Origin of the sequence: Streptomyces sp. NPDC001270, from assembly GCF_042896695.1 — a bacterium.
GTDB lineage: Bacteria > Actinomycetota > Actinomycetes > Streptomycetales > Streptomycetaceae > Streptomyces.
The window spans coordinates 21385-46877 of the sequence record NZ_JBIAXM010000039.1 but is presented as its reverse complement, the minus strand read 5'-3'; the positions used below and the strand labels follow the sequence as shown (position 1 = coordinate 46877).

Annotated in this window: 23 protein-coding genes; 14 read left to right on the top strand and 9 right to left on the bottom strand. The window is 72.6% G+C overall.

Going from position 1 to position 25493, the window contains the following annotated elements; translation table 11 throughout:
- The first annotated feature begins 164 nt into the window (after positions 1-164).
- From ACFY2B_RS39275 to soxR, 7 genes are all read left to right on the top strand, one after another.
- Complete coding sequence (locus ACFY2B_RS39275; RefSeq protein WP_390767842.1) at positions 165-1715, top strand: APC family permease; 1551 nt, start codon at positions 165-167, stop codon at positions 1713-1715.
- Positions 1712-2425 (top strand): SDR family NAD(P)-dependent oxidoreductase, encoded by a 714-nt coding sequence (locus tag ACFY2B_RS39270; RefSeq protein WP_390767841.1) that lies wholly within the window; start codon positions 1712-1714, stop codon positions 2423-2425. Before ACFY2B_RS39275 ends, ACFY2B_RS39270 begins: the two co-directional genes overlap by 4 nt.
- A 2-nt stretch (positions 2426-2427) precedes the next feature.
- A complete protein-coding gene (locus ACFY2B_RS39265; protein ID WP_390767840.1) occupies positions 2428-3201 on the top strand; it encodes an SDR family NAD(P)-dependent oxidoreductase in 774 nt (257 codons plus the stop codon).
- Positions 3189-4160, top strand: a complete 972-nt coding sequence (gene speB / locus ACFY2B_RS39260; RefSeq protein ID WP_390767839.1) for an agmatinase — start codon at positions 3189-3191, stop codon at positions 4158-4160. The genes ACFY2B_RS39265 and speB overlap by 13 nt, the downstream gene beginning before the upstream one ends.
- Positions 4160-5035, top strand: coding sequence for a polysaccharide deacetylase (locus ACFY2B_RS39255; protein ID WP_390767838.1), 876 nt, complete (start codon positions 4160-4162; stop codon positions 5033-5035). The genes speB and ACFY2B_RS39255 overlap by 1 nt, the downstream gene beginning before the upstream one ends.
- Positions 5036-5263: 228 nt before the next feature.
- Complete coding sequence (locus ACFY2B_RS39250) at positions 5264-6742, top strand: MFS transporter (RefSeq protein ID WP_390767837.1); 1479 nt, start codon at positions 5264-5266, stop codon at positions 6740-6742.
- Positions 6743-6772: 30 nt separating this feature from the next.
- Entirely contained in the window at positions 6773-7258 is a 486-nt protein-coding gene (soxR, locus tag ACFY2B_RS39245; protein ID WP_390767836.1) for a redox-sensitive transcriptional activator SoxR, read from the top strand.
- A 102-nt stretch (positions 7259-7360) separates the two neighbouring features.
- Here soxR and ACFY2B_RS39240 read toward each other — a convergent pair whose 3' ends face one another.
- Positions 7361-8002 carry a TetR/AcrR family transcriptional regulator gene (locus ACFY2B_RS39240; RefSeq protein WP_390767835.1) on the bottom strand — a complete coding sequence of 214 codons (642 nt, stop codon included), beginning with the start codon at positions 8000-8002 and terminating at the stop codon, positions 7361-7363.
- 260 nt (positions 8003-8262) lie between these two features.
- Here ACFY2B_RS39240 and ACFY2B_RS39235 point away from each other — a divergent pair, with 260 nt between their 5' ends.
- Positions 8263-11082, top strand: coding sequence for an FUSC family protein (locus tag ACFY2B_RS39235; RefSeq protein WP_390767834.1), 2820 nt, complete (start codon positions 8263-8265; stop codon positions 11080-11082).
- Between the two features lie 79 nt (positions 11083-11161).
- On the opposite strand, the gene ACFY2B_RS39230 is transcribed toward ACFY2B_RS39235, so the two are convergent.
- From ACFY2B_RS39230 to ACFY2B_RS39215, 4 genes are all read right to left on the bottom strand, one after another.
- The gene (locus tag ACFY2B_RS39230) at positions 11162-12133 is read right to left on the bottom strand and encodes a PfkB family carbohydrate kinase (protein ID WP_390767833.1); all 972 of its coding nucleotides are present in this window, start codon (positions 12131-12133) and stop codon (positions 11162-11164) included.
- Complete coding sequence (locus ACFY2B_RS39225; protein WP_390767832.1) at positions 12130-13608, bottom strand: purine-cytosine permease family protein; 1479 nt, start codon at positions 13606-13608, stop codon at positions 12130-12132. The genes ACFY2B_RS39230 and ACFY2B_RS39225 overlap by 4 nt, the downstream gene beginning before the upstream one ends.
- Positions 13609-13726: 118 nt before the next feature.
- Positions 13727-14719 (bottom strand): ADP-ribosylglycohydrolase family protein, encoded by a 993-nt coding sequence (locus ACFY2B_RS39220; RefSeq protein ID WP_390767831.1) that lies wholly within the window; start codon positions 14717-14719, stop codon positions 13727-13729.
- The gene (locus ACFY2B_RS39215; RefSeq protein ID WP_390767830.1) at positions 14716-15435 is read right to left on the bottom strand and encodes a GntR family transcriptional regulator; all 720 of its coding nucleotides are present in this window, start codon (positions 15433-15435) and stop codon (positions 14716-14718) included. The genes ACFY2B_RS39220 and ACFY2B_RS39215 overlap by 4 nt, the downstream gene beginning before the upstream one ends.
- Positions 15436-15752: 317 nt before the next feature.
- Between ACFY2B_RS39215 and ACFY2B_RS39210 the strand changes: the two genes are divergently transcribed.
- From ACFY2B_RS39210 to ACFY2B_RS39200, 3 genes are all read left to right on the top strand, one after another.
- Positions 15753-16418, top strand: a complete 666-nt coding sequence (locus tag ACFY2B_RS39210) for a hypothetical protein (RefSeq protein WP_390767829.1) — start codon at positions 15753-15755, stop codon at positions 16416-16418.
- A gap of 93 nt (positions 16419-16511) precedes the next feature.
- Positions 16512-17609: a carboxypeptidase regulatory-like domain-containing protein gene (locus tag ACFY2B_RS39205; protein ID WP_390767828.1), complete on the top strand. Its 1098-nt coding sequence runs from the start codon at positions 16512-16514 to the stop codon at positions 17607-17609.
- A gap of 301 nt (positions 17610-17910) precedes the next feature.
- Complete coding sequence (locus tag ACFY2B_RS39200; RefSeq protein ID WP_390767827.1) at positions 17911-18879, top strand: hypothetical protein; 969 nt, start codon at positions 17911-17913, stop codon at positions 18877-18879.
- A gap of 95 nt (positions 18880-18974) precedes the next feature.
- Here the strand turns inward: ACFY2B_RS39200 and ACFY2B_RS39195 are convergent, their stop codons facing one another.
- The 3 genes from ACFY2B_RS39195 to ACFY2B_RS39185 all read right to left on the bottom strand — a co-directional run bounded on the left by ACFY2B_RS39195 (position 18975) and on the right by ACFY2B_RS39185 (position 21043).
- Positions 18975-19943 (bottom strand): aldo/keto reductase, encoded by a 969-nt coding sequence (locus ACFY2B_RS39195; RefSeq protein WP_390767826.1) that lies wholly within the window; start codon positions 19941-19943, stop codon positions 18975-18977.
- 422 nt (positions 19944-20365) lie between these two features.
- Positions 20366-20551 carry a hypothetical protein gene (locus tag ACFY2B_RS39190; RefSeq protein WP_390767825.1) on the bottom strand — a complete coding sequence of 62 codons (186 nt, stop codon included), beginning with the start codon at positions 20549-20551 and terminating at the stop codon, positions 20366-20368.
- A gap of 93 nt (positions 20552-20644) precedes the next feature.
- Positions 20645-21043: a hypothetical protein gene (locus ACFY2B_RS39185; RefSeq protein WP_390767824.1), complete on the bottom strand. Its 399-nt coding sequence runs from the start codon at positions 21041-21043 to the stop codon at positions 20645-20647.
- Between the two features lie 625 nt (positions 21044-21668).
- On the opposite strand from ACFY2B_RS39185, the gene ACFY2B_RS39180 reads away from it, so the two are divergent.
- Both ACFY2B_RS39180 and ACFY2B_RS39175 read left to right on the top strand, forming a co-directional pair.
- The gene (locus tag ACFY2B_RS39180; protein ID WP_390767823.1) at positions 21669-21968 is read left to right on the top strand and encodes a hypothetical protein; all 300 of its coding nucleotides are present in this window, start codon (positions 21669-21671) and stop codon (positions 21966-21968) included.
- A gap of 96 nt (positions 21969-22064) precedes the next feature.
- Positions 22065-24014, top strand: a complete 1950-nt coding sequence (locus ACFY2B_RS39175; protein ID WP_390767822.1) for a protein kinase — start codon at positions 22065-22067, stop codon at positions 24012-24014.
- Positions 24015-24032: 18 nt separating this feature from the next.
- Here the strand turns inward: ACFY2B_RS39175 and ACFY2B_RS39170 are convergent, their stop codons facing one another.
- Positions 24033-24260 carry a hypothetical protein gene (locus tag ACFY2B_RS39170; RefSeq protein ID WP_390767821.1) on the bottom strand — a complete coding sequence of 76 codons (228 nt, stop codon included), beginning with the start codon at positions 24258-24260 and terminating at the stop codon, positions 24033-24035.
- 423 nt (positions 24261-24683) lie between these two features.
- Between ACFY2B_RS39170 and ACFY2B_RS39165 the strand changes: the two genes are divergently transcribed.
- On the top strand, positions 24684-25451 hold the full coding sequence (locus ACFY2B_RS39165; RefSeq protein ID WP_376524640.1) for an FHA domain-containing protein: 768 nt from the start codon (positions 24684-24686) through the stop codon (positions 25449-25451).
- The last annotated feature ends 42 nt before the right edge of the window (positions 25452-25493 follow it).

The window sequence follows — 25493 nt, the reverse complement described above, 5'->3', positions numbered from 1 at the left end:
CCCAGTGATTGTGTTGTGCGATCACTCAAATGGCAATCTGCGATTGTGGTTTTCGCGCGGTGGAGCTTCCGCCTGCCGCGCCGCAGACTCCCTGCAGTCCGGCCTCCCGGATGGACGGACAGTGACGTGAGGCCCCCTGGACGGGGCAGGCAAGGAGACGGCGGATGACCGAGCATCCGGCTGCGTCCCGGACAGCGGGCGCCGGAGCGACGACGGACGACGGGGGCGAGAGCCGCCTCAACCGGGGGTTCAGCCTGCGTTCGGCCTTCTCCCTGGCCTTCGCGGACGTGTCCCCCATCGTCGCGCTGTACGCGATCTTCACCCTGGGGCTGTTCTCGGCGGGCCCGGCCTTCGTGTGGGCCTTCCCGATCGTGCTGGTCGGACAGCTGCTCGTGGCGTGTGTCTTCGGTGAGCTCTCCTCGCGGTGGCCGTACGCGGGAAGCGTCTACCAGTGGGCCCGGCACGTGCGGGGCACCTCGTGGGGGTGGGTGGCCGCCTGGGCGTACGCCTGGGGGCTCACGATCGCCCTGTCCACCCTGGCGTACGGGGCGGCCGGCTTCCTGTTGCCTGCGCTCGGGGTGGACGACCCCGGACGCACGGTGACCGTCGGCGCCGCGATGGCGATCCTGGCCGCGGGGAGCGTCGCCAACATGGTGGGCCGCAGGGTCCTGAAGGTGATGGTCGTGGCCAGCATCGTCTGCGAGGTCGTCGGCTCGGTGGGCCTGAGCACCCTGTTGCTGCTGTTCCACCGGGTCAATCCGCTGCACGTGCTCGTCGACGGCTTCGGCACCCAGAGCACCGGCTCCTGGCTGGGCGGGCCGCTGCTGGTCGCCACCGCCTACGTCGGGTGGTCGTTCGTGGGCTTCGAGGCGGCGGGCTCCATCGCCGAGGAGGTGGAGAAACCGGAGCGCAACGTGCCCAAGGCGATCATCCTGTCGCTGCTGTGTGTGGCGGCGATCGTGATGTACTCCAGCGTCGCCCTGGTCCTCGCCATCCCCGACCTCCAGCACGTGATGGCGGCCAAGACCGGCGACCCGGTGACCCGGACGCTGGTCAGCCAGCTCGGATCGGTGATCGCCCGGCCGCTGCTGGTGCTGTTCGTGATCGGGTTCCTGTCCAGCTTCCTCGCCGTCCAAGCGGCCGTCTCACGTTGTCTTTGGGGTTCGGCCCGGGACAACGCCCTGCCGGGTTCGAGGAAACTGGCGAAGCTGGCCGGTCCCGAGCGGCTCCCGGTGAACGCCATCGCGCTGACCGGCGTCGTCGCGGCCGTGCTCGTCCTGCTCGCCGGCTCCAGCCTCTACGGGGTGCTGGTGAACTTCACCACCATGGGCTTCCAGATCGCCTTCGGCGTCCCCGTCGTGGGTGCGGCCATCGCCCGGCTGCGCGGGAAATGGCGGCCCGGGGCCTTCAGCCTCGGCCGCTGGGGCACCCCGGTGACCCTGCTCGCCGCCCTGTGGGCGATCGCCCAGACCGTCAACATCGCCTGGCCGCGCTCGTCCATGGGCGACACCTGGTACCTGCGGTGGAGCATGATCCTCACGACCGCGCTGCTCGCGGTCGCCGGTGCCCTCGTCTTCGCCTTCGTCCGCAAGCGAATCAAGCAACCACTGGCCGACCGCCTCCACGCGGACGGTCCCGGGGCGGCCCCGGCCGCCCCCACGCAGCCGGTCACCAGCCCGGGAGTACCGGGAGACGTGCGAAAGGGATCAGCATGAGCACGCACACCTCGCAGCGAGTGGCCCTCGTCACCGGCGCGGGCAGCGGTATAGGCCGGAGCATCGCGGCGGAACTCGGCGCGGCCGGATGGGCCGTCGCCGGCATCGACCTCCGCCCGCCGCGGGACGCGGGGACCGCCCTGATGCTCGCCGGTGACGTCGCGGACGCGGATTCCGTGCGCACCGCGGTGGGCCGCGCGGAAGCGGCGCTGGGTCCCATCGACGCGCTGGTGAGCGCGGCCGGCCACTACGCGTCCGCGCCGGTCGCCGAGATCACCCCCGAGCAGTGGACGCGGATGCTGCGGGTGCATCTCGGCGGGCTGGCCAACACCGCGCGGGCGGTGCTGCCTTCCATGGCCGAACGCGGTGGCGGCAGTGTCGTCGCGATCTCGTCCGAGCTGGCGATCGGCGGCGGCGAGGGCGATGCGCACTACGCCGCGGCCAAGGGCGCGGTCATCGGGCTCGTCCGCAGCCTGGCGGCCGAGTTCGCCTCTCGCGGAGTCCGCGTCAACGCGGTCGCCCCCGGCCCGACCGACACCCCGCTGCTCGCCGCCGACTCGCCCTGGCGGGCACCGGAGTATCTGGCGACTCTGCCGGCCCGGCGGCTCGGGCGTCCCGACGAGGTCGCCGCCACCGTGCGGTTCCTCCTTGAGGAGGGCACGTTCTGCACCGGTGAAGTCCTCTCCCCCAACAGTGGAGCCGTGATCTGACCATGGGAAACCCGACACGAACCCTGGCGGGCGCGACCGCCCTGGTCACCGGAGCAGCACAGGGGATCGGGCAGGCCGTCGCCGTCCGCCTGGCCGAGGCCGGAGCCCGCGTCGCCGTCAACGACCGGGTGCGCACGCCCGCCCTGGACGCCGTCGCCGCCGCGACGGGCGGCGTGCCCGCTCCCGCCGACATAGCCGACCGGGAGCAGGTGCGCGCCCTGGTCGACGGGCTGCACCGGGAGATCGGTGACATCGACGTCCTGGTGTGCAACGCGGCCTACATGACCATGGGCGGTTTCACCGGGCACGACGAGGACGACTGGTGGCAGGTCGTCGACACCAACCTCAGCGGCACCTTCCACCTGGTACAGGCCGTGCTGCCCGGCATGCGCCGCCGCGGCCGGGGCCGGATCGTCGTGCTCGCCTCCGAATGGGGCGTCACCGGCTGGCCCGAGGCCGGCGCCTACGCCGCCTCCAAGGCCGGGCTGATCTCCCTCGTCAAGAGCCTGGGCCGGGAGCTGGCACCGGAGGGCATCGTCGTCAACGCCGTCGCACCGGGCGTGGTCGACACCCCTCAGCTCCAGGTCGACGCCCGGGCCGCCCGACTGCCCCTGGACGCCATGCGCCGGCGCTACGCGGACGGCATTCCGCTCGGCCGGATCGGCCGGCCGGAGGAGATCGCCGCCGCGGTGGCCCTGCTCGCCGACTTCCGCATCGGCTCCTTCGTGGGCCAGACCATCCAGATCAACGGAGGAACCACCCGATGCCGCGTCTGAACGACCCCGACGAGGGCACGACCGCACCCGTCGGCCAGACCGACGGCCAGGCCAGCCCCCGCTACGCGGGCCTGACCACCTTCGCCCGGCTGCCCCGCATCCAGGACGTACCGGGCCACGACGTGGCCGTCGTCGGTGTGCCGTTCGACAGCGGCGTGACGTTCCGGCCCGGAGCCCGCTTCGGGCCCTCCGCGATCCGCGAGGCATCCCGGCTGCTGCGTCCCTACAACCCCCGGCTCGACGTGATGCCGTTCAGCGACCAGCAGGTCGTCGACGCCGGCGACCTGCCGTGCGATCCGTTCGACATCACCCGGGCCTGCAAGCAGATCGAGGAAGCCGCCCACGCCCTGATCCGCGACGGGCAGCGGCTGGTCACCCTCGGCGGCGACCACACCATCGCGTATCCGCTGCTGCGGGCGATGAACCAGGTGCACGGGCCGGTCGCCCTGGTGCACTTCGACGCCCATCTCGACACCTGGGACACCTACTTCGACGCCCCCCTGACCCACGGGACCCCGTTCCGGCGGGCCGCGGAGGAAGGGCTGTTCCTGCCCGGTTCAAGCGCGCACGTCGGCATCCGTGGCTCCCTCTACGACCCCCAGGATCTCGCGGACGACGCGGAGCTGGGTTTCACGATCGTGCACTGCGCCGACCTCGACACGCTGACGGTGCGTGATGTCGTCGACCGGCTGCGGCAGCGGATCGGCGACGCCCCGCTGTACGTCTCCGTCGACATCGACGTACTGGATCCCGCCCATGCCCCGGCGACCGGCACCCCCGAGGCCGGTGGCATGACCAGCCGGGAACTGCTCGGCATCATCCGCGGGTTCAAGGACCTCGATCTCGTCGGGGCGGACGTCGTCGAGGTCTCCCCCGCCTACGACCACGCGGACATCACCAGCGTCGCCGCGGCCAACATCGCCTACGAGTTCGTCTCCCTGTGTGCGAAGGGCTCCTGATGACACCTCAACCCGCAGAGCCGGTGGTGTGGCCGCGGGGCCGGCGCGCGGCCGCCTGTTTCAGCTTCGACGTCGACGCGGAATCCGCCGTGCTGCACGAGCATCCCCAGGCGGCACAGCGCATGTCCGTGATGTCCCACCAGTCCTACGGGCCGCTGGTCGGCGTCCCTCGGCTGCTCCGCATCCTGGACCGGCGGGGAGTACGCGGCACCTTCTTCGTGCCGGGCTTCACCGCCCGCCGCTACCCGGACACCGTGCGCGCCATCGTCGACGGCGGTCACGAGATCGCCCACCACGGCTATCTGCACGAGCCGCCGGCCGGGGTGGACGCCGGGACCGAGGCCGGCTGCCTCGACCGCGGTCTCGACGCCCTGGAGGCGGTGGCCGGGGTGCGGCCGGTGGGCTACCGGGCACCGATGTGGGAACTCACCTACAACTCCCCACGTCTGCTGGCCGAACGCGGCTTCCTGTACGACAGCAGTCTGATGGACGCCGATGTCCCCTACGAACTCGCCGTGCCCGGCGGTCCGTCGTCCCTGGTCGAGATTCCCGTCCAGTGGGCCCTCGACGACTGGGAGCAGTACTGCTACCTGCCCGGGGTCTCCGGCAGCGGCCTCATCGAGAGCCCCCGCAAGGCGCTGGAGATCTGGACCCTGGAGTTCGAGGCAATGCGGCGGGAAGGAGGGTGCTTCGTCATGACCACGCACCCGTTCCTGTCCGGTCGCCCCTCCCGCGCCGCCGCCCTGGACGAACTGATCGCGCAGGCCGTCGACAGCGGGGACACCTGGGTGGCTCCGCTGTCCGAGATCGCCCGGCACATCCGCTCGCTCGGCCTGCGGCCACGTGTGCTCACCCCGCCCGACCCGGCTGCTTGAGCGCGGCGGGCCCGGCCTCCTCGACCGCGTCGGCGGACGGTCCGTGAGACAGCGAACGCCGGGTCGGGACCGGGACCGGTGCCGACCCGGCGGCGGTGCCGAACCTGAGCCGCGCGCCCGGCCCCCAGGTCACCCGACACCAACCCCACCTGGTCACTTGCCCTCAACCGCGGTTGAGCTGGTGGGCTTCTCGGCGACCCGTCCCGTCGAGGAGAGCGAGCGGACACCGTGGAATCCACAGCAGCAGAGGGCGCGAAGGCCCCGGCCGCGGCCCGGCCGTCGCCGCTGACCCTTCCGGTGGTCCTGGCCGGAGTGGTGCTGGTGGCCATGTCGATCTCCGGCACGGCCGTGGCCCTGCCGGAGATCGGGCGTGAGCTGAACGCCTCCGGCCCGGCCCTGAACTGGGTCGTGGCCGGCTACAACCTGGCGTTCGCCGCGATGACGCTGATCGCCGGCTCGACCGCGGACCGGGTGGGCCGCCGCAGGACCTTCGTCGTCTCGGCACTGATCTTCTCGGCCGGGTTCCTCGCCACCGCGGTGAGCCCGTCGATCGTGCTCACCGACACGGCGCGCATAGTCTCCGGCGCGGGCGGCGCCGGGATCATGGCGGCGGGCGGTGCCCTCCTCGCCTCCGGTTACCAAGGAGCCGCCCGCAACCGGGCGTTCGCCCTGATGGGCACCATGGCGGGGGTCGGCATCGCCGTCGGTCCGACCCTGTCCGGTCTGCTGATCTCGGCGACGGGCTGGCGGGGCAGCTTCGCGGTGTTCACCGTCATCGCGCTGCTCGTGGCGCTCGGCGGGACGCGGATCCGTGAGTCCCGGTCCGCCGCGGGGCGGACCGACTGGGCGGGCAGCATCCTGTTCGTGGCCGCTCTCGCCCTGCTGATGTTCGCCCTGCTGGAGGCGCCCTCCCTCGGCTGGACCGACCCTGCCGTGGTCGGCACGGCCGGCGGCGGACTCCTGGCGCTCATCGCCTTCGCCGCCGTGCAGCGCCGTAGCGCCTCGCCGGTCCTGGACCCGGCGCTGGTCGCGAACCGCGGGTTCCTGGGATGGAGCCTGGCCACCCTGACGACCTCGATCGGGTTCCTGGGAGTGCTGGTCTTCCTGCCGACGTACCTCCAGTCCGCCGCCGGCCTCACCCCAGCCGCGGCGGGCGCGGCGATGCTGTTGCTGACCGCTCCCGTGCTGGTCATGCCCATGGCCGCGGTGACTCTCGTCGCCAAAGGAGTCCCGGCACGCCTGCTGATCGTCCTGGCCCTGCTCCTGGTCGCCGCGGGCAATCTCTGCCTCGTGACACTGGGTCCCCGGGGCACTGTCGTGATCGCCGCGCTCCCGCTGCTGATGATCGGGGTCGGCATGGGCGTGTCCTTCGGCATCACCGACGGTCAGGCCATGTCCCTCGTCCCTGCCGATTCCGTCGGTATGGCGGCGGGCTTCCTCAACACGCTGCGCGGCGCTGCCGAGGCCATGGTGATCGCCGCGTTCGGCGCCGCGCTGCTCGGTTTCCTCACCAGCCGCCTGGGAGACAGCGGCCGGGCCGCGGCCGTCAGTTCCGGACGGCTCACCGCTGCCCACCGAGGGTCCGAACTGGCGGCGTTCACCCGGGCGTGGCACCTGACCCAGCTCGGCATCGGTGTGCTGTGCCTGGTGCTGTCGGCCGTCGTCGTGGTCCTCGTCGCGGGCCGTCGCCCCCGGCGGGCGGCCTGAACGAGGTCATACTGGAGCCAGGAGGTCGCGTTGCGCACCAGCCCGGAGGACCACCTCAGCATCGGCGAAGTCGTCCATCGGACTGGCGTGTCCGCCTCCGCCCTGCACTTCTACGAGCGCAAGGGCCTGATCTTCTCCGAGCGCGACGGCGGCAACCAGCGCCTGTACCCCCGCCACATGCTGCGCCGCATCTCACTGATCATCGTGGCCAAACGCCTCGGCATCCCACTGTCCGACGTCGCGGCCGTGTTCACCACGCTCCCCGGCGACCGCGCCCCGACCCATCAGGACTGGCAGCGCGTCTCCCTCGCCTGGAAAGGCCAGTTGGAGGAGCGCCGCCGGGCCATCGAGAACCTGGAGCACGAACTGACGGGCTGCATAGGGTGCGGGTGTCTGTCGATGAAGGCGTGCCTGCTCCTCAATCCCGACGACGCCCTCGGGCCGCAGGGCCCCGGGCCGGTCCGACTCCAGGACGGCGGTTCCGTACGACCGCCGCGCCACTCCGGCCGCGGTTAGCCCCTCGCACACCGCGACCGCCGTGCCGACGGGGCCGCGACCGGCGTCCCCTTGGCCGGTCACGGTCTCGTGGACGCGGGCCGGTGCGGTGGGGAATGCCATTCAGGGCGATGTGGTCCGGTCGTCGAGCAGTCGGCGTACAGCGGTGGCGATCGCGTTCGCCGCCAGTTCGGCGGCGAGTTCGGCGGTCCCGCCGGCCTCGTGGACGACGGTGTGGGTGAACAAGGGGTTCAGATGCACGGCCATGATCCGCCGTAGCCGCTCCGGCGGCGTTCCCCGGCCGCCCGCGGCCTCCCACAGGGTGGCCGCGATGCCCGCGTGCACGCGCTCGATGGCGCCCCGGTTCTCGGCGACGGATGCCGCGAGCCGCGGCGGCAGGCGTCGGGTTCTGGCCTCCCAGCTGAGCCGGCCCGCGTCGGCCGCCACCCGATGCATCACGGCCGTCACCTCGGCGAGCCACGCCTCCCAGTCACCGCCGGGGTACTGGGGAATGCCGCGCATGTGCTCCTCGGTGCTGGCGGCCAGGGCTGCCAGCAGAAGGTCGTCGCGGGTGGCGAAGTGCCGGAACACCGTGCGCCGCCCCACGTCGGCCAGGGCCGCGATGTCGTCGACGGTGACGTCGAAGCCGTACTCGGTCAGTCCGCGCTGAGCCGCGTGTACGAGTGCGTCGACCGTGACCTGGCGCTTCTGGCGCTGCAGGGTCGTCTGTGGCCCCGTCGGCCCCTGTGCCGGCCCGGTCTCCATGGCGGCCCACTCCCGATCCCCGATTTGACATCCTTAAGTGTCACGATAACACTTTCATATGTCTTGAGTGGCACTCATGAGTGCCACATGACCTGTCGCCGCCGCCGGACCGGCTCCCAACCGCGGTCACCGCGGCGGGCGGGCGGATCCGGATCACACCATGCCGCTCGCGGGTACGGCGGGCGGCTGCTCGTCAGATGTCAAGGCGTCCCCTGGGAGATCGGTTGTCCACTCCAGCTACTGCTGACTCCACTGCGACCGTGGAGGCGGCCCGCCCCGCTCCCCTGCACGTCCCGGACCGGGTCGGCGGGCCGAGACGCTGGTGGGACTGGATCCTCGCCGCGGACCCCGGGCTGGCCGCGTTGCAGGCAGGCTGGCGTTCACTGGTGTCGATGCCCGCCGGTCTCGCGGCGGGCTACGCGATGGCGCAGGCAGTGGACGTACCGGCCATGTTCGGCCTGATGGTCGGCGGCATCATGGGGCTGGTCACGTCGATCGCCGTCGCCGAGAACTCGGCGCTGCGGCTGGCGAACGCCATCCTGTGGCTGCCGTTCCCCTTCGCCGCGGCGCTGGCGCTCTCGTCGTGGCTGCACCCCCACCGAACGCTGGAGACGTGCCTTCTGGTGGTGGTGATCGCCCTGCAGTTCCTGCTGATGCGCTACGTACCGCCGTTCGGGCTGCTGACCGGCATCGCACTGCTCGTAGGCTTCATGATCGCTTCCATCGCGGTCGTGCCGCTGGGCATCTGTGGCTGGATCTTCCTGGTCGCCGTGGTGACCGCGGTGGCCGTGCTGGCCGCCCGGCTGCTGCTCTGCTTCCCCATGCCCCGCGAGGACCTGCTGCGCACGCAGCGTGCCTTCCTCATCGAGGCACGCAGGGTCATGGACGCCGCCGCGACCGCCCTGGACACGGGCCAGGCCACGGCGGTCCGCCGGATGGGGCGCGCGCTGAAGCAGCTGAACGTCACCACCCTGACCGTCGACGGCCGCCTCGCCCAGCCGGAGGTGGCCGCCGACGGGGACATGGCCGAGCTGTTGCACCGGTACCTCTTCGACGCCGAACTCGCCCTGGAGGGGATCGGCCGGGCGGTCGATCGGATGGCGAGCCGTCAGGTGTCGTCCCGGCTGCGCGAGGCAGTGGTGTTCGCCCTGGTGATCGCCCGTGACGCGCCGCTCGGCCGGTCCGACTCGCTGCACACGGCCGCCGAGCTGATCCGGCAGACGACCGCGACGGCACCTGCCGCGCCGGACCGGGGGGCCGACGACGCCGAGGTCCGCGCCCTGGCCCAGCGGGTCGCCGCCCTGCTGGACTCGCTCGCCGACGCCCTGGGCAACTGGCTGCGGCTGGGAGAGGGCTCGCCCACCGTGCGCGTACGGGTGCCGTTCCAGCCGACGGTCGTGCTGCAGGGGAACCGGCCGGCCGGCAGCGGCCCCGCCGCCGCCCGCGCAGCCGGCGCGTCGAGCGGCTCCGTGTGGCGGCGCGTCATCGCCCAGCTGCGCGTCCCGCTCCAGGCGACGATCGCCGGGGCCGTCACCTTTCCGATCGCCCATGCCATCGATCCGTCCCGCTACTACTGGGGACTGGTCGGGGTGATGGTCGGCCTCACCGGGAGCAACACCACGACGGAACGGGTGCGCAGGCTCGTGCACCGGGTGGTGGGCACGGTCGCCGGCGCGGCCGTCGGGATCGTCCTGGTCCATGTGATCGGCCCCGGACACGTCTACTGGACGCTGGCGGCCATCGTGGTCCCGCTCGCCCTCGGCTCGTGGGGCATGCCGTACCGGTACGCCTACTTCGTCACCGGCCTGGTCATCGCCCTGGTGCAGGTGTACGGCATGACCCAGCCCACCGGATCGCTGGACTCGTTGCTGGCGACGCGGGTGCTCGACAACGGGCTGGGCATCGCGGTGGCCGGCGTGTGCGCGGCAGTGGTCTTCCCGGTCTCGACCCGCAAGATCACGCGGGCGGCCGACAGTGTGTACTTCTCGGCGCTGGAGGAGTTGATCACGCAGGTCGCGCGGCGCTGGCAGGAGCCCGACAGCCCGGTCCGGCTGCGCGGCGCGGCGCGCGCGGTGGATGCCGCACTGCTTCAGGTGCAGAGCGTGGTCCGGCCGCTGGTCCGGATGCCGGTGAGCGTACGCGGCCGCCGCGACGAACACCTCCTCGCACTGCTCGGCACGGCCACCTGGCACGCCCACCGGCTGGCCGCCGCGGCCGATGCCGATGTCCGGCTCGCCCCGTCGCCGCTCGCGCAGGTCGAGCGGATCGCCGAGGTCTTCGGTGCGTCGCTGCGCGCCCTGCACCAGCAGGTCGCGCCCGGTGAGCACAAGGGACGGTGGGTGCGGGTCAGCCCGCTCGTCGGTGAGCTGCAATCCACGCTCCGGACCGCCGCGGGCCCGCCGACCGACCGGCTGCACCAGGCGCTGCTCGAACTCGCCGCGATGGACGAGGTGCTGGCGAGCCTCGCCGCCGACCGCGGCCTGACGGTCACTGTCCCCGCCACACCCCGCGCCGCCGGCGCGGGCGCCGCCGCGCAGATGCCGCCCACGGCCGCCGACGGAGGTTCCGCGTTCTCGCCGGACCGCCAGGCGCCGACCGCACCGGGCGCCGTCGCCCACCCGTCCCTCACGACAGGCCGTCACGCGGCCCCCGGCCCGGATGACGCCCACGGCCCGGCAGCCGCCCGTACCGCTCGCGACGCAAAGGACCGTACGGCGGGCCCCGCCCGCGTCCCGCACCCGGCCGGGAAACACGCGGCCGCACCGCACGGACGGCAGACCGACGCGGCTCCCCCCGCCACGCGGACCACCACGTCCACCGCATCCGTGAGCGGCACCCTGCGCTGCCGGCGCCACCCGGACGGCTGCAAGGGGTGGATCATCGTGGTGTCCGGTCTCGGCAAGCGCCAGGCCCGGGTCGATTCCACGGACGACGGCCGCTACCGGATCACCGGCCTGGCTCCCGGCGCGTACACGCTCATCGCGTCCGGCCCGGCGCATGCGCCACGGGCCGAATTCCTCCTGGTGGACCGGGGCTTCGGCACCATCCACCGTGACATCGGGCTACAGCCCACGGCTTGAACCCGTCCCGTCGTCCGGAGGTGGCCCCCGTACCGGTCGCCCGCGGGACCGAGGACGGCCTGTGCCGGACCCGCCGCCCTCAGCGGCTGCCGGCGCCGTCGGACAACCGCTTCGCGAGGGGGTCCTCGCCCAGGAACGCGGCCAGTGCCGCCCGGTCCGGCGCGGTGGCGGGGCCCCGGCGGCCCACGGCGTAGGCCGCCGCCGCGTTGGCGCCTCGGGCGGCCGTCAGGGGGTCGTGCCCCTGGCTGAGCAGGGCCAGGAAGGAGCCGACATGGGCGTCTCCCGCGCCGTTGCTGTCCACCGCGTCGACCGGGAACCCGGCCACATGCGTCGGTTCCTGACCGGGCGCCGCCAGCCAACAGCCGTCCTTGTCGGCCCGTACGATCACGCCCGCGCCCGGGCCGAGCCGGTCCCGCAGTGCCGTCGCCGCGGCCCGCGGGTCCTCGTGCCCGGACATCAGACGGGCCTCGCGGGCATTGGCGCTGAGCCAGTCCGCACGGGCGAGGACCGGCGCGAGGACGGCCTCGGGGATGTCGGCCACCAGGGGCGCCGGGTCGAAGCAGACGGTGATGTCCGCCGGGAGTCCGGCCGTGAAGCGGGCGAGCAGCGGGCCGTTGCCCGGCATCACCAGCCCGTAGCCGGAGAGCTGCACCAGGTCACCGGGACGCAGCCGGGCGGCGACCGTCTCGACGTCCGGCTGCGTCAGCGTGGCCTCGACCCCGAAGCTGGTGACGAAGGTGCGTTCGCCGCCGCCGTCGATCAGGGCGACGGTGAACCCGGTGTCGCCGTCCGCCCGCACGGGCAGCAGTGTCCCGACGTGCTCGGCGGCGAGCGCCGCGCGTACCAGGTCGCCGTAGGGTCCGGTGCCGTGCAGCCCGGCGAAGACCGCTTCCGTGCCGAGGCGGCGGGCCGCGACCAGGGTGTTGAAACCGCCGCCCGCGGTCGTCTCGGTACGGGTGCCGATGACGTCGCCGCCGCGTTCGGGCAGCGCGGGGACCTCGATCACCAGATCGGCGATGACGTTCCCGGCGAGGACCAGACGCCCGTTCACCGTCCGGCCTCCTGAAGTGCCGGAGAAGCCGGTTCGCCGCCGCCGGCCGCGGCGGCGCCGGGACGGCGGCCGAACAGCGCGTACACCGCGCCGGCGACGACCATGGAGATCGCCCAGCCGAGTCCGTTCACCCCGAACCAGGTGCTGGAGAGCGGGCCTGCGAACCAGACGTCGGTCGCGCTCGTCGATGCCTTGGTGAAGAGGAGACCGGCGACGATGGCGACGACCCAGCCGAGGACGGAGGGCAGCCGGAATCCGGCCGAGAACCAGTACCGGCTGGAACGGGTGGTGTCCATCAGCGCCTCCGGGTCGTACGTACGGCCGCGCAGCGAGTCCACGATGATCACCCCGGTCCAGGCCGAGATGGGTACGGCCAGCAGGGACAGGAAGGTGGAGAACGGCCCGTAGAAGTCGTCGGCGATCAGCATGAAGTAGATGCCGCCGGCGAACATCACCACCACGTCCAGGGCGACGGCGGCGGCGCGCGGGACGCGCAGCCCCAGGGTGATCATCGTCAGCCCGGCGGAGTAGGTGGAGAGGTGGTTCGACATCAGCAGACCGCCGAAGGCCGCGATGAGATAGGGGATCGCCATCCAGGAGGGCAGCATCGCGTTGATGGCGGCGACCGGGTCGGAGGCGGTGGCGAGCGTCCGGTCGCCCGCGGAGAGCAGGGAACCGAGCGAGATCAGCAGCAGCAGGGGGATGCCGGCGCCGAACGCGGAGGCGCCGATCAGCCGGCGGCCCGGGATCGCACGGGGCAGATAGCGGGCGTAGTCCGCACCTGCGTTGGCCCAGCCGATTCCGGTGCCCGCGGCGATGAAGCCGATCCCCGCGATCACCCCGCTGGTCGGGCCCGCCGAGACGTGCAGGACCTTGGACCAGTCGACGGTGGCGACGAGGAAGCCCATCACGACCAGGTTGAGGATGCCGAAGACGACCGTGGCCCACTTGTTGATCCACATGATGGTGGCATGGCCGAGTCCGCTGATCAGCAGCGTGCAGCCGATGAAGACCAGCAGGCAGACGAGGGTCAGCGGGGTGTTCTGGCGGACCCCGAACGCGGTGTGCAGCAGTGCGAGCAGTGCGTACGCGGCGGTGGTGGTGGAGATGGTCTCCCAGCCGACCCGGCTCATCCAGGCGATCAGCGTCGGACCGGCGTTGCCGCGCTGTCCGAAGACCGCGCGGGAGAGGGTCAGCGCGGGCGCACCGCCCTTCTTGCCTGCCAGGCTCAGGACTCCCACCAGGGCGAACGAACCGAAGGAACCGATTGCGGCGACGAGTACCGCCTGCCAGATGTTCAGGCCGCGGAAGGCTACGAGGGTGGCACCGAGCGGGAGCCCGAGGATGCTGATGTTGGCGGCGAACCAGGTCCAGAACATCTGGCCGGCATGGCCATGCCGCTCCTGGTCGGGGACCGGTTCGATCCCTCTTGTCTCAATGGCACCGACGCGATCGTTCGTCTTCGAAACGGCCATGACGGAACCTCCTTGCGGGATGGGGACGTGCGGGTGGCGGGCGTGGGGAGAGGTGCCGGGCGAAAGGACGGGGACTCGGGCCACGGTTCGGCCCCGCCCGGCTTCGGGTTCGGGCGGCTCAGCGGAGTGCGAGCAGCCGGGCGGTCAGTGGTTCCAGGTCGAGGGAGTTGACGGTGCGCAGGGTCCGGACGGCTTCGGCGGGCAGGCCCGAGAGCCCGGTGACCGACCCGGCGACCGCACCGGCGATCGCCGCGATGGTGTCGCTGTCGCCGCCGAGGTTGGCGGCGAGCAGGCCGGCCCGCCAGGGGTCGCCGTCGGCCACGGCGAGCACCGCGAACGCGGCGGGCACCGACTCCTGGCTCGCGACGCTGGTACCGACGAGCGCGACGATCCGGTCCAGGGCCGCGGCCTCCGGGAGATCCCGCACCAGGTCCCGCGCCCATGCGATCCGGGACGCGATGTCGGCGCCGGCGATCCAGTGCCCGCGCCGGGCACCGGCCCGGGCCGCGGCCACCGCGGCGGTCACGGCCTCGTCCAGCGAGCCGCCCGCGACGCCCGTGCTGACGGCGGCGGCGACGGCGGCCGCGCCCGCGATCCCGATGCCGGTGTCATGGGTGACCTGGCAGGACTCCACGACACGGTCGAGGAAGGTGTCCAGCGGCTCGGCGGCGAAGGCGATCCCGACCGGGGTGACACGCATGGCGGCGCCGTTCGTCGTGCCCTGCTTGCCGGCCTCCTGGATCGGGACACCACGGGCCACCGCCTCCAGGGCGGCCTTGGTGGACGGGCCAAGGAGATCGAAGGAACCTTTCGCCTTCATCTCCTTCTCCCAGTCGAGCAGCTCATGGGCGAGGCGCAGCGGGTCAATCCGGCCGCGGCCCTCGTCGATCAGCCGGCCGACGATGAGCGCCTGGTCGGTGTCGTCGGTGACGGACCCGGCCGGCATGCCCGCGCTGACCGGGTTGTCGGGACGGGCGGGCTCGAAGCCCGTGAGGGTGCCGTAGACCCGGACCACCTCCTCCCTGGACATCACCTGTGTGGGCATGCCCAGGGCGTCGCCGAGGGCGAGTCCGTAGTAGGCACCGAGGGCGCGGTCGAGTCGGCCGGTCACAGTCGGCCTCCTCGGCCCGAGCGTACGTGCAGTTCAAACCTGGTGGGGTCGAGCAGGCTGGTGACCTGTTCGACGACGGACCCGTCGGCGGCCCGGTACACCTGGACGAGCCGCAGGAAGGACTCGCCGGGCGCGCGGTGCAGGACGGCGGCCTCCGCCGCGTCGAGCCCGCGCACCGACACCACGCCCTCACCGGTATCGGCGACCCGGCCCGCGGCGATCAGCGCCTGGCTGAGCGAGCCGCCGTCGAGACCGCGCTCGGGCAGCCCGGACAGGTCCCCGGTGGCCGGGACCCTGCTGTGTTCGAGCGATACGCCCGGCCCGTCGGCCAGCCGTCTGACCCGGTCGAGGGCGATGAACGCACTCGACGCGAGTCCCAGTTCGGCGGCGAGTCCGGGGTCCGTCACCTCCTCGAAGCGGAGGGTCTCGGTCGTCAGCTCGGTGCCCTGTTCGGCCAGGGCCCGGGTCCAGCCGAGGCGGTTGTCGAGCGGCGTTCCCTCGAAGGTGACGAAGGAGCCGATCCCGGCGTGGGTGGAGATGAGCCCTTCCTCACCGAGGACCTGAAGTGCCTGCCGCAGGGTGGTGCGGCTGACACCGAACCGCTGGGTCAGCGCGTACTCCCCCGGGAGCCTGCTGCCGTCGGTGTGAACCCCGGCTCGGATCTCGTCGGCGAGAACGCGTGCGATGCGGTGATGCTTGTGTACCTGTCCAGGCATGTCTAGACAGTAGATGAACAGGTCGCCCCGGTCCATAGCCGACGGAGGATTCCTCCCGACCGCGGAAACAGCCCCGGGGAGGGCACCGGACCGGGAGCGGCCCAGGCACCCCGTGCTCACGGCGCCGCGTCCGGCGCGACCGGACATGCCGCGTCTTCCCCGCGTCGCGGTCGGGACGCGGACGGCAGGGCCGAACCGGGACGGCCGAGCCGGCGCCCCCGGGCGCACCGCCGGATCTTCCGCCGGACGTTCCGGGAGACGACAACGCACACCACGTTTTCATAGGCCAGCGCGACTTCACGCCGACGCCGGGCGGCATGGTCGTCGGGACGGTGACGGACGCCAACACCGGCAAGGGCGCGGTCGACGCCACCGTCACCGACCAGCACGACCCGGCCGTGCACGGGACAGCGGTCGCCACCCCGGAGGACCCCGGCCTCGCCGACGGCTACTACTCGTTGTTCGCCCCCGCGGCGGCAGCGCACACCTTCACCGCGGCCAAGAGCAACTACACCGCTCGGTCCGGCACGGTGCGGGTCGTGGCCGAGGGCACCGTCCCGGCCTCCTACGGGCTGAAGGCCGGACGGCTGGAGATCACCCCGGGTTCGCTCGACGCGTCGTTCGAGTGGGGCAAGCGGACCACCCGGACCCTGAAGGTCAGGAACACCGGCAGCGCGTCCGCCACGCTCAAGATCGGTGAGCAGCCCGGCGGCCCGCAACCGGACGCGGCCGAGGGCGCCCCGCTGCAGCGCGTCAAGGGTGACTACCCGCTGGGATTCACGCAGTCCCGGCCGGCCACCGGCCGAGACGGCCACGCCGTCCGCCACGCCCTCCGACGACGCCTGGCAGAGCGCCCCGAACCTGCCGCAGGCCCGGATGGACAACGTGGCGGACAGCTACCGCGGGAAGGTCTACTCGGCCTTCGGCGACACCGGGATCGTGCTCGGCGGCGACACCAGCAGCAAGGACCTCTACGTCCTTGACCCGGTCGCCGGCACCTGGACCGAACTGGTCGCCGCGGCGGACGCCCGGCAGGCCCCCGGGCACGGCTTCATCGACGGCAAGCTGTACGCCGCGTGGGGCTGGGAAGCAGCGGCGACCCCGATCCCAAGCTGGAGATCTACGACCCCGCCGACAACGCCTGGACCACCGGCGCCCCCGATCCCCAGCCGCACGCGGGAGTCGGCAGCGCCGTGCTCGGCGGGAAGCTGTACCTCGTCGGCGGCTGTGACGTCGACTGCGGGGTCACCGACGCCGTCTCCTACTACCCGGCGTCCGACAGCTGGACCCGGATCGCCCCTTACCCGCAGCCCGTCGCCTGGGAGTCCTGCGCCGGGATCGACGGCCGGCTGTACTGCGCCGGCGGCGCCAACAGCGGTGACGTCGAACACGCCTACGTCTACGACCCGGCCGCCGACACCTGGTCCCCGCTGCCCGACATGCCCGTCGCGCTGTGGGGTTCCGCCTACGCCTCGGCCAACGGTCTGCTGATGATCTCCGGCGGCGTCAGCGGGAACGCGCTCACCAACCAGGGCTTCGCCTTCGGCCCGCTCGCCGGGTCCTGGAGCACGCTCCCGAACGCGGACACCCCAACCTACCGGGGCGGCGGCGCCCTCGGCTTCTACAAGGTCGGCGGTTCGACCGGCGGCGTGACGCCCAGTTCGGTCGTGGAGGGCCTGCCGGGATACAGCGTGGACCCGACCGCCGACGTCCCCTGGCTGCGGGAGAGCACCCGGCAGTTGACCCTGCGGCCCGGGGCGAGCGCGACCGTCGCGGTCACCCTGGACGCGAGGTTCCCGCAGGTCACCCAGGCGGGTGACTACTACGCCCAGCTCGAATTCGGCAGCGACACGCCGTACCCGTCACCCGCGGCCGCGGTGGCACTGCACGTCACGCCGCCGAAGTCCTGGAGCACGGTGAGCGGCACCGTCAGGGGTGCGACCGCCTCCGGTGGCACCTCGCCGCTCGCGGGCGCCGGCATCCGCGTCGCCGGCCACCGGACGTCCTGGACCGCCAGCACCGACAAGGACGGCCACTACACCCTGGAACTGCCCTTCTCGGGCGTGCCCCTGACGTTCGGTGTGTCCGCCGACGGCTACCAGCCGGCCGAGACCGAGGTACGCCTGAAGAAGGGAGCCACGGTCGCCAAGGACGTCACCCTCACCCGGAAGTGACCCGGTAGCACTCCTGCCGACGTCGGCGGGCGGCCCGGGCCCACGGCCGGACCGCCCGCCGCTCCGTGTTCCGCCCCCGCCCCGCCACCGCGCGCGGGCCCGGGACCGGAAGCGGGTGTGCCAACGCCTTGCGGGGCGGGTGTGCCCACGCCTTGCGCGGGCGCCGGTCGCGACAGTCTTCGACATACCCCCTACCTGTATACGGCCGATCCGGCTCACCGACTTGACTTTCTACCCCCCGGGGGTATGTTGATGGGCGTCGAACCGCCCACAGCGGCACATCAGGAGACCAGGAGTGACCATGAACACCGGGCTGCGGATCACCGTCTTCGCCGCCGCGCTCGCCGCCACGTTCGGCACCGCCTACGGCGTGGGCAGCGGCATCGGCGAGATCTCCCCCACGGCCGACAGCGCGGCACACGACCAGCACACGGACACTTCGCACGGCGAACACGGCGGCGCGGCCCAGGCGTCGGCGGCGCTTCCCGGCGGACTCCAGATATCCGAGGCGGGCTACACCCTGGACCTGAGGACGCCGGTCGTCGAGGCAGGGAGGACGACCGAGCTGCGGTTCGCGGTCCTGAAGGACGCGAACGGACGGGCGCTGACCGACTATCAGCAGGAGCACACCAAGGAACTGCACCTGATCATCGCCTCGCGGGACCTGACCACCTTCCGGCACCTGCACCCTTCGCGCGCCGCCGACGGGACCTGGTCGACGCCCGTGGCCCTGCCCGAGGCCGGCGCGTACCGGGTCTTCGCCGACTTCACCCCCCGCGGCGGCGACGGACTCACCCTCGGCGCGGACCTCACCGCGACGGGCGCGTACGCCCCCGCTCCGCTCCCCGCACCGAGCACCACGGCCACCGTCGACGGGTACGAGGTGCGCCTTGAGGGCGAGCTGACACCCACTCGGGCGAGCAAGGTGACGCTGACCGTGACGAGGCAGGGCAGGCCGGTCCGGGACCTCCAGCCCTACCTCGGCGCCTACGGCCACCTGGTGGCGCTGCGCTCCGGAGACCTCGCCTATCTCCACGTACACCCGAACGGCGAGCCCGGCGACGGGACGACCCAGCCGGGCCCGGGCATCTCCTTCACCGCCACGGCGCCCAGCGCGGGCACCTACCGGCTGTTCCTCGACTTCAAGCACGACGGCGCAGTCCACACCGCCGCGTTCACCGTGCGGACGGATGCGGCGGCGAAGCAGCCGGACGCCTCCGCGGCGGATTCCACCGCGCCGAAGGAGACACAGTCCGGACACGCGCACTGAGCGCGCCGCGCCCCGAGTCCGCCGCCGTCGGCCTCCCCCGTCACGGGCGGGTGCGACGACGGCGCTCGCCGTGCCGGTGCCGCTCCGCTACTCCACTACTCCACGCCCTCGGGAGCGGCGCCCGCGACCTGGACGGCGTCGGCGGTGATCCGCTCGATCTCGGCGGCGTCCCCGTCGGTCAGCTCCACGTCGGCGGCCGCCAGGCTGTCCTCGATGTGCCGCGGGCTGCGGGCACCGACGATGGCCACGTGCACACCGGGCTTGGCCAGGGTCCAGGCGATGGCCAGTTGACCGACCGTGACGCCCCTGTCCGCCGCGAACGCCTTCAGCCGGTCGACGATCCGCAGGTTGTGCCGCAGGTTCTCACCGGTGAAGGCGGTCGACCGCGACCGCCAGTCGTCCGGGGCGAAGGTGGAGTCCGGGGTGAGGGCGCCGGTGAGCAGGCCGCTACCCATGGGGCTGTAGACTAGTACGCCGATGTCGTGCGCCCGGCAGTACGGCATCGGATCGGCCTCGATGTGCCGGCGGAAGAGGTGGTACGGCGGCTGCAGGGTCTCCGCCGGCCGGACGGCGTCGAAGGCCGTCAGTTGCCCGGTGTCGTAGTTGGAGACGCCGGCATGGCGGATCTTGCCCTCGTCCACCAGTTCCTGGAGTGCGCCCGCGGTCTCTTCGGCCGGCGTGTCGGCGTCCGGCCAGTGCACCTGGTAGAGGTCGATGTACTCCACGCCCAGATGGCGCAGGCTGTCCTCCACGCCCTGCCGCAGAAAGGCCCGGCCGGCGTCGCGCGGCCGGTCGCCACCGGGGTGGACCCCGCCCTTGGTGGCGATCAGCACCGAGTCCCGGTCCCGCTTGAGTTCTTCCCGCAGCGCTCGTCCGAGCAGCGCCTCGGAGCGGCCGAAGCCGTACGCCTGAGCGGTGTCGAAGAGGTTCACGCCCAGTTCCCGGGCCTGCCGGATGGCGCGGGTCGCCGTCTCCTCGTCGAAGGAGCCCCAGTCGCCGCCCAACTGCCAGGTGCCGAAGGCGATCCTCGACACCCGCAGTCCGCTCCTGCCCAACGTCGTCATACGCATGATCTTGAGTTGCCCTTCAGTGTGCGGTCGCGCGCCATGGTCACATATGCCGGCCCGGAAAGTCCGGTGTGCCGTACCGGCGGTGGCGCCGTCCACCGCGCGCCGCTTTCCCACAGCCCACGGTGGCGCCCGTTGCCGCCCGCCGCAAAAGCGAGCCATACGGTTCCCGCGCCCCGGACAGGTGAAGGGAAACACCGCGAGATCGCTCCGAGATCACCCGGATGTCCGCGGCGCCCGGAATGCAGCGGTCGTTTCCGCCGGTTCCGCGGCGCGAACCGCCGAAGGCCGGGGAGGGGAGCGTGCCGTACACCATGCGCGGCACAAACGGCCTTCGACGGTTCACACGTGCGTTGGACGTCATGACCGACCGCTTCTCCGCCCGCCGGCGTCCGGCACAGCGGATCGAACCCGGTCCGTCAGGACGCCACCCTGCCGGAAAGCGGCACCGGCGTGTCGTCGGTGTCGGGGGACGTGCAGGGCGCGGGCGGTTCCTTCTCCGGAGCCGGCGTGGGCTCAAGGGGTTTCTTGGCGGCGACGATCGCGGTGCGGGCGGCTTCGGCGCGCACCAGCGCGCGGATGACGGCATAGCTGTCGTACGGCATGGGGTGCTCTTCCTGTGTGGGGAGTTGCTGTGGGCGGCAGGCCACGCGCCCCCGGGAGCCGCCGGGGGATCCAAAGGCGCGGACCGGGCCCGGTCAGCAGCGCAGGAGGGCACTCCGCTGGAACGGCTCGCGGACATCCGCCGAGGCAAGCCCCGGTGGGGCGTTCTCAGGCGGCAGGAGAGTGGCGAGCGTGGCCGGGGTGTCGGTGACGACCGGGGCACTCGGGCTGTGCACCGACGTACGGACGACCCAGTGCTGCGGATGCGACGGTGTCTGAGCGCCGTGCTCCGAGCCGCTGGAGCGCAGTTCGACGCGTTCCACCGCGGGCACGGCCGTCGGTGCTTCGAGGACCGTCCGGCCGACGGAGGTGACGTCCAGGCGAGTGGGTCCGGCGCTGAGGGCGCCATGGACGAGAACGAGCATCACCAGGCACGCGATGGCGCACGTACCGTTGATGGCCGCCCTGCGGACGGCAGCAGCCCACTGCCTCATGCGGACCCCCAGACCTTCGCACCCAGGTAATCCCCAAGAAGCCGCAGAATGCCGAGATCCATCCCTCGAAATAGGGAAGAATTTCACGCTCAGGAGTGAAGAATCCAGGGACGTTTCAGCAGTCCCCTTCGCTATGCACGAACCCCGTGGGCGACATGGCGGCCGGGCACAGCCGTCGGGTTCATGGCGCGGTCCGGCATTCGCCGTTCGACGGCGGGAGTTCACCCGCTGGGACGCGGCACCAGGACGGCCGAAAACGCGACAACGCGATGAAATGATGCATTGTGGTAGGTGAACTCGGCGTCCCCGGCCGGGTGTTTCTCCGTCTCGCGCACCGGCTGCTCCGCGCCGGTGTCGGCCACCCGCACCGGGACCCCTCCCGGGCGCCCGCTCCCACGGTGATTCCGCGCACCGGCCGGCCGGGCGGGGTGCGGGCGGGTGATCGAGGGCGAGCGAGGGACGATGACCATCGAAGAGGACGCGCACTTCCCCGAATACCGGGCCCCTTCAGGATGCGTGGGCGGGCTGGCCGTACCCAGTACGGGGCTGGTCGGGATCACCGCCGGCCTGGCCCAACTGTCCCGCAACGGCGCGCCATTGGGAGCGGCTGCGCGGTGCGGACTGGGTGGCGTCGCCGGCGGTCGCCGAGAAGATCACCGCGACGCGGCGGCGCACCGACCGGCAACGCGGTGTCGTGGTCGGCGTGGTGGTGTGCAGCGGTGTGGTGATGGTCGGGCTCGTGCTGTTCCTCGTGCTGGTGCTCACGGGGGCCCTCGACGACGCCGGGGAGAACGCACTGGGCCTGACCGTCCTGGGGTTCGCGGTGGTGGGGGTGGTCGCGGGGGCCGTGCTGGGCCGCCGACTGGCGCGCCGGGGCGAGCTGCCCGCGCCCGCGCAACCTCGCAGCAGGGGGCGGCACGAGTGAACGCGAACATCCGGTGAAGGCCCTGAGTGACTGCCCGGTAACCCACTACATTCGGTTGCCGCAGGCAGCGGTTTCGCGGAGCGTGGGTGAGGGGTCGTGTCGGTGCGCCTGGGAACGACGCTGGGTGGGCGCTACCGGCTCACGCGAGGTCCGCTGCGCGGCGGCATGGGCGAGGTGTGGCTCGCCCGCGATCTGCGGCTGCCACGCGATGTCGTCCTCAAACGGCTGCTCGCGGCGGACGACCCTGCGCCGTTCGACGGACTGGAGGCCGAGGCCCGCGCCCTGGCCCGCTTCGGCCATCCCCACGTCGTCACCCTGCACGACGTGCTCAGTCTGCCCGCCCCGAGGATGCGCCGGACGGGCCGCGGACCGGGCGGACGCGAGTCCTGGCTGGTGATGGAGTACGTCTCCGGGGGCAGTCTGGAGGACCGGCCCCCGCTGCCGCCGGAACGCGCCGCCCGGGTCGGTGCCCAGATCGCCGACGCCCTGGCCGCACTGCACGCACAGGGCCTCGTGCACGGCGACGTGAAGCCGGGCAATGTCGTCGTCACCCCCGGCGGTCTCGCCAAACTGGCCGATTTCGGGGCGGCTTACCGGGTCGGCGGTGCCGAGACCATCACCCCGAGGCACAACGTCGGCTACACCCCGGACTACGCCGCCCCCGAAGTCGTCCTCGGCCGCCCCGAGCCCGCCTCGGACATCTTCTCGCTGGCCGCCACCCTGCACCGCCTGGTGACCGGCAGGCCGCCGCGCCCCGGCGGCACGGCCGCGCCCGCCGACCCGTATGTGATCGCCCGCCAGGCCGCTCGCGGTGAGGTGGAACTCGTCCCGGATCTCGGCGTGTTGGGCACCGTCCTGCCGGCCATGCTGACCCGGGACCCCGAACACCGCCCGACCGCGGAACGGGCCCGTCTGCTGCTCGCCGAGATCGCCGGGGCACAGGAGCCACTGCCGCCACCGGACGACGCGGGTGAGGGCGAACCGGCCCCGGAGCCGCCGTCCGTCCGGCGTGTCGGCTTGGCCGGACCGGTGCTCGGCGCGCTCTCCGTGACCGGGCGGTCCCGGAGATCCCTCATCGGGCTGGGCTCTCTCGTCGTGCTGGGCGCGGTCGCGGTCCTGGTGGCCGGGCTGCTGGCCGGCGACCGTGGCGCCGCGGCGCCGTCGGCCGGCGGGACGACAGGAGCCGCACGCACCGCGTCCCTCTTGGGCGACCACCGTACGGCCGACCCGTGCGCGCTGGTCGAGCCGTCGGTGTTCGGCCGGTTCGGGACGGTGGAACTGGATCCCGCCTACGGCAACTTCGACCGCTGCGACGTCCTGGTGGACACCGGCGACCGCGAACCCGTGGACGTGGAGATCCTGTTCGAGAACGGCGACGGCTCGGACCTCGCCGCATCCGCCCGGACGGTGCACGGCGTGGGGGTGGTCGAGGAGGCGTCGGACGACCAGGAGTGCGTCAAGGACCTGCTGCCGGCCACCGATCCGGGCACCCGGATCGTCGTCCAGGCCAAACGGGACGAGCAGCAGGACGGCGGCAGGTCGCTGCTGTGCACGATGGCCGACGCCGCCGTCGACCACGCGCTGCGGGTACTGGGCCGCGGCCGGATCGCCCGCCGTACTCCCCCGGCTGCCGGCTCGTTGATCCGCCAGGACGCCTGCACGCTGCTCGACTCGCATGCCCTGGAAACCGTCCCCGGTGTCGATGCCGACCATCCGGACGTCTCGTTCGGCAACTGGGGCTGCCAGTGGCACAGCACCACCAGCCCGCTCTGGGCGGACCTGCGCTTCGACCGCGGCGGGCCGCTCAGCGCGTCCGACGGTGCGCTCACCCGTATCGGCGGACACACCGCCGTGGTCGAACCGGACGCGGACGGCGACCGTACCTGCTTGATCAGCGTCGCCCACCGTTCCTTCACCGACGTCAGCGGCGACGCGACGGTCGAGACGGTGGAGCTGACGGTGGGCGGCGACCCCTCTGCGGCGGAACTGCGCGGGCTGGCCGCGCAGTTGGCCACCGCAGTGGTCGCCCGGCTCCCGCAGGGCTAGCGCGGTGACCGGAAGGGGCTATTTCTTCGGGAAGAAGTCGAGGACCGCCTGCCCCTCGTGGAGTTCCGCCACCCGGAAGCCCAGTTCGTTCAGGCTGCCGGTTCCGCCCTCGCCCACCGAGGTGGACAGGAACACACCGCTGCCCGATGCCTGGATCACCACCGAACGCGCCGTGATGCTCGTGACCTCCAGCGAACCGACACCGAACCGGTCGTCGACCGGGATGCGCGTCGGCTGCCCCGTCACCCGGATCTCGCAGCGCCCGTCGAAGCAGGCGGCGACGTCGCTGCCGCCGTCGGTTCTCCGGGCACCGGCCGGCGGGGCGGGGGGAGAAGCGGCAGCGGGCCGGGAGACGGACGGCGCGGCGGTCGGAGAGACGGACGATGCCGGTGAGGTGGACGAGGTACCTGCGGACGGGGCCGGCGGCTCGGTCCCCTGCGCCGAGCGCCACCACGGCCAGGACACCCCGCTGTGCGCCGATCCCCATCGCCGTGCTCCTCACCGTCCGCCCGTCGCCCGTACCGCACGGGCCTTTCACGGTCTGTCCGTTCCACGGTCTTTCTAGGGGCACACCGTGGGGACGGGTCCCGAACACGGACGCACACCATGACGCGGCGTACTCGCGTCACCCGGGGACAAGCCCTGGGGCCACCACCTGAGGAGACCGCGATGCACTTCTCCGACGACAGCCTGGCGCGCGGTGTCGCCCCCGCGGGGCCCGGCACCCTGCACGCCCGTACCGTCACCGGCGGCCTCCGGGTCAGGCCGCGGCCGGGGCTGACGATCTGCTTCGGCCGGGGCGAGGAACCGGACGTCGACCTGGGCGTCGGCGTGGACGACCTGCGGGTCAGCCGACGGCACGGCGAGCTGACGTACCGCAGACGGCAGTGGTGGCTCACGAACACCGGGCAGCAGTTGCTGCGGCTGCCGCGCGGCCGGATGGTGCACAGCAGCAGCGAGCCGGTACCGCTCGCGCCGGGGTACACCCCACTGTTCGTGAAGGGTTCCGGCTACCGCGAGCACCTGGTCGAGCTGTACGTGACGGGCCACGACGACCCGGGCCTGGTCTCCCGTCGCCGGGCCGACACCATGGCACCCGACCGCTGGCCGCTGGCCGAGGACGAGCGGCTGCTGCTGGTGGTGCTGGGCCAGCGCTACCTGCTGTACGAGGAGGAGCCGCGCCCGCTGAGCTACGGCCGTGCCGCCGAGCAGCTCGGCTACCTGTGCCCCGGGGCGGGCTGGAGCGAACGCAAGATCGAGTACCGCATCGAGGCGGTACGCCGGCGCCTGCACGGCACCGGATTCCCCTACCCGCTGATGCACGACACGTCGGCCGGCCGGCCCTCGGACAACAGCCTGTTGCACAACCTCCTCAAGGGCCTGGTGGAATCGACGACGCTAGTGCCGCCGGACCTGGACCTGATGGAGGAGGACTGACCGTGATGACCGCGGTGGCTCCGCCCGCGCCGCCCGCGCGGG